Origin of the sequence: Kitasatospora sp. NPDC057936, assembly GCF_042887525.1 — a bacterium.
GTDB lineage: Bacteria > Actinomycetota > Actinomycetes > Streptomycetales > Streptomycetaceae > Kitasatospora.
In genome coordinates, this window is the sequence record NZ_JBHVPD010000002.1 from 183,606 (window position 1) to 198,309 (window position 14,704).

General features: G+C 75.8%; 12 protein-coding genes. 9 read left to right on the plus strand and 3 right to left on the minus strand.

Annotation, left to right across the window (positions count from 1 at the left end; genetic code table 11):
* Positions 1-114: 114 nt before the first annotated feature.
* Positions 115-1,677 (minus strand): MFS transporter, encoded by a 1,563-nt coding sequence (locus ACFVU9_RS01975; protein ID WP_380501278.1) that lies wholly within the window; start codon positions 1,675-1,677, stop codon positions 115-117.
* Positions 1,678-1,767: 90 nt separating this feature from the next.
* Between ACFVU9_RS01975 and ACFVU9_RS01980 the strand changes: the two genes are divergently transcribed.
* Positions 1,768-2,496: a TetR/AcrR family transcriptional regulator gene (locus tag ACFVU9_RS01980; RefSeq protein ID WP_387588944.1), complete on the plus strand. Its 729-nt coding sequence runs from the start codon at positions 1,768-1,770 to the stop codon at positions 2,494-2,496.
* Positions 2,497-2,515: 19 nt separating this feature from the next.
* Here the strand turns inward: ACFVU9_RS01980 and ACFVU9_RS01985 are convergent, their stop codons facing one another.
* Positions 2,516-5,386: an AAA family ATPase gene (locus ACFVU9_RS01985; RefSeq protein WP_387588946.1), complete on the minus strand. Its 2,871-nt coding sequence runs from the start codon at positions 5,384-5,386 to the stop codon at positions 2,516-2,518.
* 155 nt (positions 5,387-5,541) lie between these two features.
* Positions 5,542-6,204, minus strand: a complete 663-nt coding sequence (locus ACFVU9_RS01990; protein WP_387588948.1) for a DUF4232 domain-containing protein — start codon at positions 6,202-6,204, stop codon at positions 5,542-5,544.
* 223 nt (positions 6,205-6,427) lie between these two features.
* Here ACFVU9_RS01990 and ACFVU9_RS01995 point away from each other — a divergent pair, with 223 nt between their 5' ends.
* The 8 genes from ACFVU9_RS01995 to ACFVU9_RS02030 all read left to right on the plus strand — a co-directional run bounded on the left by ACFVU9_RS01995 (position 6,428) and on the right by ACFVU9_RS02030 (position 14,691).
* Positions 6,428-7,165: a phosphotransferase family protein gene (locus ACFVU9_RS01995; RefSeq protein ID WP_380501272.1), complete on the plus strand. Its 738-nt coding sequence runs from the start codon at positions 6,428-6,430 to the stop codon at positions 7,163-7,165.
* Between the two features lie 75 nt (positions 7,166-7,240).
* Positions 7,241-7,861 (plus strand): sigma-70 family RNA polymerase sigma factor, encoded by a 621-nt coding sequence (locus tag ACFVU9_RS02000; RefSeq protein ID WP_387588950.1) that lies wholly within the window; start codon positions 7,241-7,243, stop codon positions 7,859-7,861.
* Positions 7,862-7,965: 104 nt separating this feature from the next.
* Positions 7,966-8,919 carry a MerR family transcriptional regulator gene (locus ACFVU9_RS02005; RefSeq protein ID WP_387588952.1) on the plus strand — a complete coding sequence of 318 codons (954 nt, stop codon included), beginning with the start codon at positions 7,966-7,968 and terminating at the stop codon, positions 8,917-8,919.
* Positions 8,920-9,124: 205 nt separating this feature from the next.
* Positions 9,125-10,408, plus strand: coding sequence for an NAD(P)/FAD-dependent oxidoreductase (locus tag ACFVU9_RS02010; RefSeq protein WP_387589013.1), 1,284 nt, complete (start codon positions 9,125-9,127; stop codon positions 10,406-10,408).
* On the plus strand, positions 10,405-11,223 hold the full coding sequence (locus ACFVU9_RS02015; protein WP_387588953.1) for a DUF1365 domain-containing protein: 819 nt from the start codon (positions 10,405-10,407) through the stop codon (positions 11,221-11,223). The genes ACFVU9_RS02010 and ACFVU9_RS02015 overlap by 4 nt, the downstream gene beginning before the upstream one ends.
* Positions 11,220-12,524: a class I SAM-dependent methyltransferase gene (locus tag ACFVU9_RS02020; protein WP_387588955.1), complete on the plus strand. Its 1,305-nt coding sequence runs from the start codon at positions 11,220-11,222 to the stop codon at positions 12,522-12,524. The genes ACFVU9_RS02015 and ACFVU9_RS02020 overlap by 4 nt, the downstream gene beginning before the upstream one ends.
* The gene (locus ACFVU9_RS02025; protein ID WP_387588957.1) at positions 12,521-13,375 is read left to right on the plus strand and encodes a DUF1295 domain-containing protein; all 855 of its coding nucleotides are present in this window, start codon (positions 12,521-12,523) and stop codon (positions 13,373-13,375) included. The genes ACFVU9_RS02020 and ACFVU9_RS02025 overlap by 4 nt, the downstream gene beginning before the upstream one ends.
* Entirely contained in the window at positions 13,372-14,691 is a 1,320-nt protein-coding gene (locus tag ACFVU9_RS02030) for a cryptochrome/photolyase family protein (protein ID WP_387588959.1), read from the plus strand. Before ACFVU9_RS02025 ends, ACFVU9_RS02030 begins: the two co-directional genes overlap by 4 nt.
* Positions 14,692-14,704: the final 13 nt, after the last annotated feature.

Here is a 14,704-nt window from a genome sequence, read left to right on the forward strand (position 1 = left end):
GACAGAACTATAGGACGATCAGCCGATGGTGACTGCTGATCAGCAGACCTCGGGAGCCACCCGGACGTCCGCCGGGCCGTGCGGGGGCGGTGAACCCGCCCCCGTCGCGGGCGGTCACAGCGCCGGACGGGCCAGTGCGTCCGGTGCCGTGCGGCCGGCCGTCGGCGACGGAGCGGTCAGTGGTCCGCCGGGCAGGGCCAGTGCGGCGAGGGCGCCGAGCAGGCAGACCGCCGCGGCCACGACGCTGGCCACGTGGAAGCCGGTCATGAACGAGTGCCGGACGGCGTCGAGCAGGCTCCGCTGCGACGCCGCGGGCGCCTGGGCGGCGATCCGGAGTGCGGCGCCGACCGACTGCCGGGCGGCGGCAGCCGTCGCCGGCGGCAGGGCGCCGAAGGACGTGGTCGCGAGGTGGTGCGCGTAGAGCGAGGTGAAGACGCTGCCCAGGACGGCGACGCCCAGGGTGCCGCCGGCCTCGCGGGTGGCGTCGTTGACGGCCGAGCCGACTCCGGCCTTGGCCGGGGGCAGGACGCTGAGGATCGACTCGGTGGCCGGTGCCGTGGTCAGGCCGAGCCCGAAGCCCATGAGCACCATCTGCCCGACGACGCTCGTGTACGAGCTGAATGTCGGCGAGGCCGCGATCCACCCGAATGACGACGCCAGCAGCAGGAGCCCGGCCGTCACGACGGCGCGGGTGCCGGCGCGGGTGGCGAGGGCGACACCGCCGACCGAGCCCAGGGCGAGGGTCGCGGCGACGGGCAGGATCCGCACGCCGGTCGACAGGGTGCCGTACCCGCGGACGAACTGGAAGTACTGCGTGACCAGGAAGATGAACCCGAAGAGCGCGAAGAACGCGACGGTGACGCAGCCGCTGGCGGCGGCGAACGCGGGCGTGCGGAACAGGGTCACGTCGATCATGGGCCTGGGGCGGGCGCGCTCGACCACGACGAAGGCCGCGGCCAGGGCGGCCGCGACGGCGAACCCGGCGATCGTCGCGGGGGCCGTCCAGCCGCGCACCGGCGCCTCGATGACCGTGTAGACCAGGGTGCCGATCGCGCCGGAGGACAGCACGAGACCGGCGGGGTCGAGCCGGGCCTCCGCCGGGGCGCTGGACTCGGGCACCCAGACCCACGCGGCCGCGAGGGCGATCAGGGCGACGGGGACGAGGGCCAGGAACACGGACGGCCAGGCGAAGTGCGCGAGCAGCAGCCCGCCGCAGACCGGGCCGACGGCCACGCCGAGGCCGGTGACCGCGCCCCACAGGCCGACGGCCTTGGCACGCTCGCGCCGGTCCGGGAAGGTGTTGGTGATCACCGACAGCGTGGTCGGGAAGATGACCGCAGCGCTCGCGCCCATCAGCACGCGCAGGGCGATCAGCGCGCCGGGGCCGCCGGCCGTCGCGCCCAGCGCGCTCGCGAGCGCGAAGGAGGCGAGGCCGAGGAGCAGGGCGGGCCTGCGCCCGAAGCGGTCGCCGAGGGAGCCGGCGGTCAGGACGAGCGCGGCGAAGGCCAGGTTGTAGCCGTCCACGATCCACTGCAGGTCGCGCGTGGTGGCGTGCAGCTGGCGGCTGAGGTCCGGCAGGGCGACGTTGACGATCGTCGTGTCGAGGTTGATCGCGAAGGCGGCCAGGCAGACGGCGAAGAGGACGGCGCCGCGACGGCGGGGAACTGTGAGGGACATGGGGTGCCTCCGTACTGCCGGAGCAGCATGTTGACAGTGGGCACATTTGCGACGATTCCACTCAAAATGGACAATGTCAACATGGAATCCGTGGAGACCGCCACAGGCACCGCCGAGCCCGCGCCCCGCCGGGGCTACCACCACGGCGGACTGCGGGAGGCCCTGATCGAGGCCGGGGTCGCGCTGGCCCGCACCGGAGGGCCGGACGCGGTGGTGCTGAGGGCGGCGAGCCGGGCCGCCGGCGTGTCCCACAACGCCGCCTACCGCCACTTCGCCGACCACGAGGACCTCATCGCGGCCGTCGGCGAGCGCTGCATGCACCACCTCGGCCGGCTCATGCTGGAGCGCGCGGCCCGGGCGACCGCACCGGACCCGGCCACCCGGGCCGCCGACCGGCTGGAGGCCATCGGCCGCGCCTACGTCGACTTCGCCCTCACCGAACCCGGCTGGTTCCGCACCGCGTTCTCCGGAGCCTCACCGGGCGGCAAGCGGCTCTGCGCGACCGAGCCGGAACCGCCGACCGCCGAATCCACCGAAGTCGCCGAAGCCGCAGACCGAGACGTCCGAGCCGACCCGGGGACGGATCCCTACCTGATCCTGGGCGCAGCACTCGACGACCTGGTCGAGGCCGGGGCGATGCCCGCCGAGCACCGCCCCGGTGCCCAGTACGCCGCGTGGTCCGCGGTCCACGGCCTCAGCGCACTCCTGGTCGACGGACCGCTGCGCACGCTGCCGCCCGCGGAGGTCGAGTCCGCCACGCACACCGTCCTGGCGGTCGTCGGGCGCGGCCTGGTGACGCCACCGCCCCCGGCGGGCTGACGGCCGGACAGGTTCCGCCTCACCCGGCCGCGTCGGTCCTGTCGGTCCCGTCGGCCTCCGGCAGCCGGCTCAGCGCGTCGCGCAGCGCGGCCCTCGTCGTGATGCCCAATTTGGGGAAGACGCGGTAGAGGTGCGAACTGACGGTGCGCGGGGACAGCCGGGTCCGCTCGCCGATCTCCTTGTTCGTGAGCCCGCTCGCGGCGAGGTCGGCGATCCGGCGCTCCTGCCAGGTCAGGGCCGCGGGTTCCGGAGCCGCCGGGCCCGAGGGCAGGCCGACTTCGCGCAGCTCGGCGCGGGCCCGGTTCTCCCACGCCGTCGCGCCGAGCCGGTCGAACTCCTCGGCGGCCAGCAGCAGCGGGGCCTGCCGGGCCGCCCGGGGCGCCTTCAGCTGCCGCAGCCTGATGCCGTGCGCCAGGCGGATCCGCGCCAGTTCGAAGGGGAAGTCCTGAGCCTCGGGGTACGCCTCGACGCGCGCGTACGTCCGCGCGGCCTCCGTCAGGTCGTCCGCGGTCATCGCGAGGGCGCCGTAGGCGGACAGGGCCAGCCGCGGGGACGCCTCCGGCAGGCCCGCGTCGCACGCCGCGAGCGCGTGCCGGCGCGCCTGCTCGCGGCGGCCGCTGTACAGCGCGGCCTCGGCCAGTTCGAGCAGCGCCCGCGGGGCGATCTGGTGGGCGTGGCGGTCGAAGCTGCCGGGTGGCGTCATGCCGATGGCGTACAGGTAGGCCGCCTCGAAGTCGCCTTCGGTGAGCGCCGCTCCGGTGGCGATCGCCTCGGTGATCTGGGTGAGCAGGCCGACGCCGCGCGGCCGCGCCCAGGCGTCCACGGCGGACTGCAGCTCGCGCGCCTCGTCGAGCCTCCCCTGCCGGGCGGCGAGCTGCCCGAGGCAGGCGCGGGCGTGGTAGGCGAGCAGGACGTGACCGTGCGCGGTGGCCAGGTCCAGCGCCCGCTGCGCCAGCCGGCGCGCCTCGTCCCACTCGCCGGAGTACATCCGGTCCAGCATCAGCATCCGCAGCAGGACCATGACGCTCGACACGGCGCCGGCCTCCTGCTCGCGCTCGACCGCGCCCCGCAGCTGGGTGCGGTACTGGTTCAGGACGTCGACGTGGGACGCGCAGACCCCCAGCCGCGCCAGGTCCCAGGGGGCCAGGTTCGCCGGATCGGCGAACGCCCGCTCCAGGCGCGCCCGCAGGCCGACCCCGCTGCGGGCCACGGCGCTCGCGTCGTGGTACATCGCCGTCAGGGGGTGGACCAGGTCGCCGAGGGCGTCGAGGATGCGGTCCGTCCGCTGCCACAGGGCGGGGTCGCCCGCGTAGTGGGCCATCGTCACCAGGGCGTCCGCCGCGCGGGCCAGCGTCTCGTCACGGGTCAGGGTCTCGTCGCGGCTCAGGGTCCCGTCACCGGTCCGCGCCGCCCCGTCCGCCCGGCGCTCGACCGCCGCCGCGAGCCGCTGGAAGGCGGGCCGGACCGCCCCGGACTGGACGAAGTCGGCGTGGGCGGAGGTGAGCACGGCGGCCAGCGGCTCGGCCGCGCCGGGTTCCGGCTCCGAGCGGTGGAGCAGCCGCTGGGCCTCGTCCAGCAGCGCCGCCTGACCGGCCGTGTAGGCCGCGTCGCCGAGCCGCCGGGAGCGCTGCGCGGGGTCCTCGCTCAGCTCGGCCGCGCGGGTCAGCCAGCTGACGGCGGCCGCCGCGCCGCCGCGCCGGGTCGCGGAGCCAGCCGCTGCTTCCAGCGCCGCCGCCACGGACTCGTCGGGGTCGACGGCCGCCGCGGCCAGGTGGCCGGCGTACCGCTCGACGTCCGCCCGGTGCACCCGGGCCAGTTCGGCGTGCGCGGCGCGGCACTGCTCGGGCGTCGCCAGCTGGACGACGGCGGAGCGCACCAGCGGGTGGCGGAAGACGAAGTCGCCGCCGGCCGCGTCGACGTCGAGCAGACCGGAGGCGGCGGCCTCCTCGACGCCGCGCATCCGGTACCGCGTGCCGTGGTCGCCGCCGCGCTGCCGGCCGGCGGTGCCGTCGAGGGCGCCCCGCAGCAGTTCGGCACGGGTGCCGGGCTCCAGGCGCTCGATCCGTGCGGCGTAGAGGAGTTGGAGGCGCCGGGGCAGCGGGAGACCGGCGCCGCCCGGCAGACTGCCGCCGGGGTGCGGCGCGGCCGGGCCGGGCGGGAGCTCGTACAGCGCCAGCGGGTTGCCCCGGGCGTGGTCGAGGACGGTGCGGCGGGCGCGCGCGTCGAGCCGTGGACGGTGCAGCTCCAGGAGGCGTTCGGCGTCCTCGTCGGACAGCGGCGCCACCGGCAGTTCCGGGAGGCGGGCGTCGTCGAAGCGGGAACGCTCGTCGGCCCGTAGGGCGATCAGCATCTTCACCGGACCGGCCGCCAGCCGGCGGGCGACGAAGCCGCACACTTCGGCGCTGGCGTCGTCCAGCCAGTGCCCGTCGTCGATCAGCAGCGTCAGCGGCCGCTCGGCGCCGGCCGGGGACAGCAGGTCGAGCACGGCGATGCCCAGGGCCATGACGGACGGCGGCTCGCCCGTGCCGTGCCCGAACACGACGTCGAGGAGCGCCCGTTGCCGCGCGCCGAGGCGGGCGGTGCGGTCCAGCACGGGGTAGAGGCACTGGTGCAGCCCGGCGAACGGCAGCTCGGACTCCGCCTCGACCCCCGTGACCCGGATCAGTGCGTGCCCTTCCCGGCCGGCCAGCCCGGCCGCGTGGCCGACCAGGGCGCTCTTGCCCACGCCCGCCTCGCCCCGCAGCACCAGGGCCCGGCCCTCGGGCGCGGTCACGAACGAGGCCAGCGCGGCCAGTTCGCGCTCCCGGCCGATCAGGGGCACGCCCGAGGGGTCGGGGGCGCCGGGCCAGGGCCGGATGCCGTCGATGCGGAGCCTGCCATCTGCGGCCACGTCCCGTCCTCTACCACTGATCGGCGCTTGAAGTGCCTCCGACTGTCACACCGATGCAGCAATTTACACGCCCATTGCCATCCGATCATCGTCCTACTGCCTGGGCCCGGGCGCGCCGCGACGTGACGGGCGCCGCGCCTGGGACCGTGTCGGTGCTACTTGGGTGCCGCCGTCATGGAGGCGACCGCCTCCGCCGTGGTGGCCCGGTAGAGGCCCATGCGGGGGTTCAGGACGCGGACGCCGTCGGGGAGCGGGAAGTTCTGGGTGTTCGCGAGGGGCATGTTGGTGCCCTCCTCGTCGGCCAGGACGTTGAGTTCGTTGATGCCGGCGGCGGTGCCGGTGGTGGCGCCGCTCGGGTCGAGGTCGATCACGGCGTAGGCGTTCTTGCCGGCCGGGACCGGGAAGCGCGAAGTGCCGCTGGCGAGCACCGGCTTGATGTTCTTGCTCTGGTCGCGCGCGGCGGAGTTGCCCAGGTCGACCCCCGGGGACGAGCTCAGGGTGCAGGCGCTCGCGCCGGTGTTGCGGACGTCGATGACCCACTGGTTGGGCGCCCCGGCGCGTGCCGTCACGTGGATCGAGAGGTGCTGGATGTCGCACGGATCGGTGGCGGCGCCGGTGCCCCCGGTGGGAGGCGTGTGCGTGGCGGGGCGCGACGCAGCGCCCGTCGGGGGCGTGACGGCTCCCTTGGTGGGCGCCGCGGTGGCCGTCGGGCCCGCGACCGGGTCGGCGTTGTCGGGCCCGCAGGCGGTCAGGGCGAGTCCGGCCCCGACGACGAGGACGGCGGGGACGAGCAGCGGGCGGCGGTTGCGAACGGACATGGTGGCTCCCCGATGACGGTTCGTGCTGACTGCGTGGACACCTCACAGGACGGTCGTCCGATGGCATTCGGTGGCACGCGTGGCGTCACAATCATCAGGACATGACAGGGACGCGACCGTGACATTCCGTCAGGTGTGGCGCGGTTGACACGACGAGCCGTCCGGAGTCGGCCGGTCGAATATTCCCTGCGACATCCACGACCCTCCCGGGATACTGCTCGCCATGGATGAGATCGAGGTCGTCGTCGCCCATTCCGAGCGCGCGACCCTGCGCGTCGGCGACGTGTTCCTGAAGGTGGACGCCGACCGGGCGCGCATGGACGTCGAGGTCGAGGCGATGGCCCTGGCGCCGGTGCCGACGCCGGAGGTGCTGTGGTACGAGCCGCCCGTGCTCGCGATCGCCGCGCTGCCGGGGCGGGCGCTCGGCCGGCTCGGCGAACCGTCGGCCGCGTCACCGGCGGCGTGGGCCGCGGCCGGCGCCGCCGCACGCAGGCTGCACGACGCGCCGTTGCCGCCGTGGTCGGCCCGGGGAGTGGACGAGTTGGCGGCGGACCTCGACCGCGAGTGCGCGTGGCTCGTGGCGAACGCCGTCCTGCCCGCCGACCTCGTCACCCGCAACCGGCGGGTCGCCGAGGCCGCGCTGCGGCCGTGGACCCCGGTGTTCACGCACGGCGACCTGCAGACCGGTCACGTGTTCGTCGACGGCGACGAGGTCACCGGCATCATCGACTGGTCCGAGGCCGCCCGGGGCGACGCCCTGTTCGACCTCGCCGTCCTGACGCTCGGCCACGAGGAGCACCTCGGCGACGTCCTCGCCGGCTACGGCGCCGACGTGGACGTCGACGTGATCCGCGCGTGGTGGTCGTTGCGGAGCCTGCTGGCGAGTCGCTGGCTGGTCGAGCACGGCTTCGACCCGTCCGCGCCGGGCTGCGAGTTCGACGTGCTCAAGGCCCGGATGTAGGAAGCCCGCGCGGGCGAAACGCTGCACAGACGCTGCGAGTGGTCTCGGTCATCCGCCCGGCCGCACCGTTGCCGTGTGACCCTCTGCACGCAGCAGCGACCCGATGTGCAGCCCCTCCCCTGGATCAACGACGTGGCGCCCGAGGAGTTGTGCCGGCTCGTCGTGGCCGTGGCGGGCGGGAGCGAGGAGGCCTTCGCCCGGCTGTACGACGCCGTCGCCGGACCGGTCTACGGCACCGCCGTCCGGACGCTGCGCAATCCGGCGCACGCCGAGGAGGTGGCGCAGGAGGTGCTGCTGGAGGTGTGGCGCGGGGCAGCCGGGTACCGGCCGGAGCGGGGCACGGTGATGGCGTGGGTGCTCACGATCGCCCGCCGCCGCGCCGTGGACCGGGTCAGGTCGGTGCAGGCCGCGTCGGACCGGGAGACGCGCGTCGCGTCGCTCGAACCGCCCGTCGGCGAGTCGGTCGTCGACCTGGTGGAACGCGGGCTGGACGTGGAGCGGGTACGGGCGGCGCTCGCGGGGCTGAGCCGGGTGCAGCGTGAGTCGCTGGTGCTGGCGTACTACGGCGGGTACTCGCAGCGTGAGATCGCGCAGATGCTCCGTGTGCCGCTGGGCACGGTCAAGACGCGCATGAGGGACGGGCTGATCCGGCTGCGGGCGTCGTTCGCCACCGGTCCTGCGGTCGGCCTCAGATGAGTGCCGGCCCGAAGGCCGTGGGGCGGGGCCGCCGGCCGGACGACAATGGGTGCGCCTCCGGTGACTCTCCGGGGGCTTCTGACGCCCCGTTCCCGGAGGACCTGATGGCCGAACCGCCCGTGCCCGACGCCGGGATGCCCACCGGGAGCGTGGCCCGGCGCCTGGGCGTGTCGCCGACGACGGTCCGCTCGTGGGAGCGCCGCTACGGCATCGGCCCGTCGGACCGGGAGCCCGGGCACCACCGCCGCTGGAGCGCGCGCGACATCGCGGTGCTGGAGGCCATGTGCCGGCTGACGGCCCGTGGTGTCCCGCCGGGCGAGGCCGCGCGGGTGGTCCTCGCGACGGCGAGTGCGGAGCCGTTCCAGCCCGAGGAGACGGCGGCCGCACGCCCCGGGGGAAGCCGGGCGCTGCGCGTGGGGACGGTACGCCCCGAGTGCCGCGGCCTGGCCCGGGCGGCCGTGCGGCTGGACGCCCCGGAGGTGGCCCGGATCCTGCGCGACGCCGTCCACGCGCTGGGGGTCGTGGACGCGTGGACGGAGGTGATGATGCCCGCGCTGCGCGCCGCCGGCCGCAAGTGGGCCGCCGAGGGCGAGCAGTACGTCGAGGTCGAGCACCTGCTGTCCTGGCACGTGGCCTCGGTGCTGCGGCATGCCGCCGTGCAGCCCGCGGAGGTCCGGGCGGTGCCGCCGGTCGTGCTGGCCGCGATGCCCGCCGAGCGGCACACGCTGCCGCTGGACGCCACCGCGGCCGGGCTGACCGCGCGCGCCCTGCCGTTCCGGATGCTCGGGTCGACGGTCCCGCCGCGGGCGCTGCTCGACGCGGTGCAGCGGATCGGCCCGGGTGCGGTGATGCTCTGGTCGCAGGACCGGCGGACGGCCGACCGGCAGCTGGTGCGGCGGGTGACCGACAGTGCGTGGGGGCCGCGCGGCTCCCGCGGCCGGGCGGTGGTGCTGGTCGCCGGTCCCGGCTGGGACCGCTCCCGGCTGCCGGCCCGCACCGCGAGCCCCCGCACCCTGGCGGGCGCGCTCGACCTGCTGGAGGAAGCGGTCGTCCCGTAGGCCCGGCCGCGGCACATCGCCGGCGCCACGGCCCGATCCGCTGGCCGATCCACCCACCAATCCGCCGAATGGACGGCTCCGAAGGTTCGGTGCAGACAGCACCCGGGCCGCACCCGCGGCCCCGACGAACCGAGGGGCCTTCGTGACGACAGTCGACACCGTCTCCACCTCCGGAGCCGTCCCGCGGCCCCGGAGCGGACCGCCCGTGCGCCACGCGGTGGTGGTGGGCGCCGGCGTGGCCGGGCTCACCGCCGCGTACGAGCTGTCCGGGGCGGGCGTGCGGGTCGAGCTGTTCGAGGCGGACGAGCGGCTCGGCGGGCACGCGCACACACAGGAGGCCGTCGGGCCGGCCGGGCGCGCGGCGGCCCTGGACACCGGGTTCCTGGTGCACAACGAGCGCACCTACCCGCACCTGGTGCGGCTGTTCGCCGAGCTCGGTGTGCGCACGCGAGTCAGCGACATGAGCCTGTCCGTGCACTGCGACGGGTGCGGCCTGGAGTACGCCGGTGCGCGCGGCCCGGCCGGTCTGCTGGCCCGGCCCGGGGCCGCGCTGCGCGGCCGGTACCTGCGGATGCTGGCCGAGGTGCCGCGCTTCCACCGGCGGGCCCGCCGCCTGCTCGCGAGGCCCGGGGACGACGGCCCCAGCCTGCGCGAGTTCCTCGCCACCGAGGGCTTCTCGCCGTACTTCGTGAGCCACTTCATGACGCCCGTGGTCTCGGCGGTGTGGTCGTGCGCGCCGGATCTCGCGGGCGACTACCCGGCGCGCTACCTGTTCAGGTTCCTCGACAACCACGGCCTCCTCAGCGTGAACGGCTCGCCGACCTGGCGCACGGTCGTCGGCGGCTCCCGGACGTACGTCGAGCGGATCGCCGGGAAGCTCGCCGAGCGGCAGGGCACGGTGCACCGGTCGGCCCCCGTCCGGGCGGTGCGCCGCCACCCGGGCGGCGTCACGGTCGTCACCGCGGACGGACGGCGCACCCGGGCGGACGCCGTGGTGATCGCCACCCACGCCGACCAGGCGCTGCGGCTGCTCACCGACCCGACCGACGCCGAGCTGGAGGTCCTCAGCGCCTTCCGGTACTCGCGCAACCCGACCGTCCTGCACCGCGATTCCTCCCTCCTGCCGGAGGCCGGCTGGGCCCGGGCCTCGTGGAACTACCGGATGCCCGCGTGCGACGGCCCCGCCGACCGGGTGCGGGTGAGCTACCACCTCAACCGGCTGCTGCGGCTGGACACCGGCGACGACTACCTGGTCACGCTCAACGAGGACGAGCACGACACCGTCCCCGAGGACCTGGTGGTGTCCCGCACGGTCTACGAGCACCCGATCTACACCGCCGGGACCGTCGCCGCCCAGCGCCGCCTGCCCGAACTCGCCACCGCCACGACCGCGTTCGCCGGCGCGTACCACGGCTGGGGGTTCCACGAGGACGGCTGCCGCTCGGGTGTCCGCGCGGCCCTGTCCCTCCTCGGGGCGGAGGCGCCGTGACCGCCGAAGTCCGCCGCCTGCCCGGCCCCTGGGGCGCCGTGCTGTACGAGACGCGCACCGCCCACGTGCGCACGGCCCCGCTGCGGCACGCCTTCCGGCACCGCGGCTACCTGTGGCTGGTGGATCTCGACCGGCTCCCCCGACTCCCCTGGCCGCTGGGAGCACTGGCCTCCTTCCGGCCCCGAGACCACCGCCTCGACCCCGGCTACGGGAACGCGACGATCCGGCAGGATCTCCGGGACTACCTCGCCGCCCGAGGTGTGCACCTGGGCCGCGGCCAGGTACTGATGCTCACTCAGGCCAGGTCGCTCGGGCACGTGTTCAACCCCCTCACCGTGTACTGGTGCCGCGACGAGGCCGGGCGCCCGCTCTGCACCGTCGCCGAGGTGCACAACACCTACGGCGGCCGCCACCGCTACCTGCTGCGCCCGGACGACGGGGGCCGGGCCGGGACACCGAAGGAGTTCCACGTCTCGCCGTTCTTCCCGGTCGACGGCGGCTACCGGATGTCCCTGCCGGAGCCGGGCGAGCACCTCCGCCTCGCCGTCCACCTGGAGCGCCCCGGCGGGCGCGTCTTCACCGCCACCGTGCGCGGCACCGCTCACCCGGCGAGCACCGCCGCCCTGCTGCGGGCCGCCCTGCGGCACCCGTTCGCCACGCAGGCCGTGAGCCTGCACATCCGCTACCAGGGCGTCCGGCTGTGGCTGCGCGGCCTGCCCGTTCACCCCCGGCCCGTCCACCCCCGGCCCGTCCCCGACACCGCCCAGCCCGCCACCGGGCACCCCGTACGCGAGGAAGAGGTGCCCTCCGCATGACCACCACCCCGGCCGCCCCGCGGTCGGCGCCACCCGCCCCGCCGACCCCGGTCGTCGACCCCGCCCGCTGGCCCGACGTCGCCCGCGTGCCGCACGCCCCGCTGCGCGCCGCCGTCGCCGGCCGGCTGCTGAGCCGGGTCGCCGCCCGCCGCGGCCTGCGCGTCGAACTGCCCGGCGGGCGCGTCCTGCGCCCCGCCGCACCCGGCGCCCCCGTCCTGCGGCTGCACCACCCGCGGGCGTTCCTCCACCGCGTCGGCGAGAGCGGCCTGATCGGCTTCGGCGAGGCCTACCAGGCCGGCGACTGGGACAGCCCCGACCTGACCGCGCTGCTCACCGCGCTCGCCGCCGCCCCGCAGACCCTCGTCCCGGCCGGCACCCGCTGGCTGCGCCGGCTGTACGTCCAGCGCCCGCCGGCCGCCGAGTCGTCCACGGTCGACGGCGCCCGGCGCAACATCCCGCGCCACTACGACCTGTCGAACGACCTGTTCGCGCTCTTCCTCGACCCGACCATGACCTACTCGGCGGCGCTCTTCCCGACCGGCCCCGCCCCCGGCCGGGCGCCGCTCGCGACCTGGGACGGCCTGCCCGCCGCCCAGCACCGCAAGATCGACCGGCTGCTCGACCTCGCCGGCGTCGGCCCCGGCACCCGGCTGCTGGAGATCGGCACCGGCTGGGGCGAACTGGCGCTGCGGGCGGCCGCGCGCGGCGCCCGGGTGGTCAGCCTCACGCTGTCCGAGGAACAGCTCGCCCTCGCCCGCCGCCGGATCGCCGAGGCCGGGTACGAGGGACGGGCCGAGGTGCGGCTCTGCGACTACCGCGCCGCCGAGGGCGCGTACGACGCCGTGGTCAGCGCGGAGATGATCGAGGCCGTCGGACGGCCGTTCTGGCCGGGCTACTTCCGCACGCTCGACCGGGTCCTCGCACCCGGCGGACGCGTCGCCCTGCAGGCGATCACCATGCCGCACGACCGGATGACCGCGAGCAGCCGCACCTACACGTGGATCCTCAAGTACGTCTTCCCGGGCGGCCTGATCCCGTCCCTGCGGGCGGTCTCCGAGACCGCCGCCCGGCACACCGCCCTGCGCGTGCGCGCGGCCGACGCGTACGGGCCGCACTACGCCGAGACGCTGCGGCTGTGGCGCGAGCGGTTCACCGCGCACGCCGGCCAGGTCGCGGCACTCGGCTTCGACGACGTGTTCCGGCGCACCTGGGAGCTGTACCTCGCGCACTCCGAGGCCGGGTTCCGCGCCGGCTACCTGGACGTCCACCAGATCCTCCTCACCCGCGGGGCGCCCTCATGAGCCGGGCCGTCCCGGACGGCGGCGCGTTCGCGCTCAACCTCGCCGTCACCGCCGCCGCCGTCCTCGCGATCATGCTCGCGACGTTCGTCGTCGGGGTGCGCACCGGCCGGCACCGGGCGGTCGACGTCGCGTGGGGCCTGGCCTTCGCCGAACTCGCGCTCGTCGGCTACCTCCTGTCGGACGGCCGGGGCGACCCCGGCCGGCGGGTGCTCGTCACCGTGCTCGTCGCGGTGTGGGGCGTCCGGCTCTCCGCCCACCTGTGGTGGCGCGCCCGGGGCCTGCCGGAGGACCGGCGCTACGCCCGCATGCTCGCCCGCGTGCCCGAGGGCCCGGCCCGCGTCCGGTACGCGCTGCGCAAGGTGTACCTGCTCCAGGCCGCGATCGTCTGGTTCGTCTCGCTGCCCGTCCAGGCGGCGCAGTACGTGCCGTCCCCGCCCGGCGCGCTCGCCTGGGCCGGGGTCGGGCTGTGGAGCGTCGGCCTGGCCTTCGAGGCGGTCGGCGACCGGCAGCTCACCCGCTTCAAGGCCGACCCCGCCAACCGGGGACGGATCATGGACCGCGGCCTGTGGCGCTACACCCGCCACCCCAACTACTTCGGCGACGCGTGCGTCTGGTGGGGCGTCTTCCTGCTCGTCGCCGACACGCCCGTCGGATGGGCGTTCGTCCTCAGCCCCCTCCTGATGACCTGGTTGCTGGCGTTCGGCAGCGGAAAGCCGATGCTGGAGCGCCGGCTCGCCGCCGAACGCCCCGGCTGGGCCGAGTACGCGGCCCGCACCAGCGGGTTCGTGCCGCTGCCGCCGCGCCGGGACCCGAGCACCCCGACCGCACCACCTGCGAGGCCCCACCCGTGACCGTCTCCATCGCCCTGTTCACCCAGGACCTGCGCCTGCACGACAACCCCGTCCTGCACGCCGCCCGCGCCGCGGGCGACGAGGTCGTGCCGCTGTTCGTCCTCGACCCCGCCGTCGAGGCCGCCGGCTTCGCCGCCCCCAACCGGCTGGCGTTCCTCGCCGACTGCCTCTCCGACCTGGACGCCTCGCTGCGGCGCACCGGCTCCCGGCTCGTGCTGCGCCGCGGTGACACCGCCGAGCAGGCGGCGCGCGTGGCGACCGAGGCCGCCGCGGGCACCGTCCACCTCGCCGCCGGGGTCAGCGCCTACGCCCGGCGGCGCGAGGCCGCGCTGCGCAAGCACTTCGGCGACCGCCTGCACGTCCACGACGCCTCGCTGACGGTCGTCGGAGCGGGCCGGCTCACCCCGGCGAACCGCGACCACTACGCGGTCTTCACCCCGTACCACCGCGTCTGGCAGGAGGCCCCCTGGCGGACCGTCCTGGGCGCGCCCCGGAAGCTCGACACGCCGGACGGCATCGGCGGCGAGCACCTGCCCACCGCCCGCCCGGCCTCGCCCGCCCTGCCGCGCGGAGGCGAAACGGCCGCCCGCGAGGTCCGGCGACGCTGGGACATCGACGCGTACGCCGACATCCACGACGACCTCGCCGCCGACGCCACGTCCCGTCTCTCCCCCTACCTGCACTTCGGCTGCCTGTCCCCCACCGAACTCGCCGTCCGCGCCCAGCAGCACGGCGGCGACGGAGCCCAGGCCTTCGTCCGGCAGCTCGCCTGGCGCGACTTCCACCACCAGGTGCTCGCCGCCCGCCCCCACGCCGCCCGGCGGGACTACCGCACCAAGGACGACCACTGGCACCACGACGACGGCGAGGCCGAGGCGTGGCGCCGGGGCCGCACCGGCTACCCGATCATCGACGCGGCGATGCGCCAGCTCGCCCACGAGGGCTGGATGCACAACCGCGGCCGGCTGCTGACGGCGAGCTTCCTCGCGAAGAGCCTCTACCTGGACTGGCGCATCGGCGCCGCCCACTTCCTCTCCCTGCTCGTCGACGGCGACGTGGCCAACAACCAGCTCAACTGGCAGTGGGTCGCGGGGACCGGCACCGACACCCGCCCCAACCGGGTCCTCAACCCGCTGCGCCAGGCCGACCGCTACGACCCGGACGGGACGTACGTCCGCCGGTGGGTGCCCGAACTCGCCCACCTCCCGGGGGCCACCATCCACCGCCCCTGGCTCCTCGCCCCCGACTACCCGGCGCCGATCATCGACCCCGACACGCTCACCGCGCGGCTGCGGCACGCCCGGGGCCTGGACTGACAGGGTGGCCCGG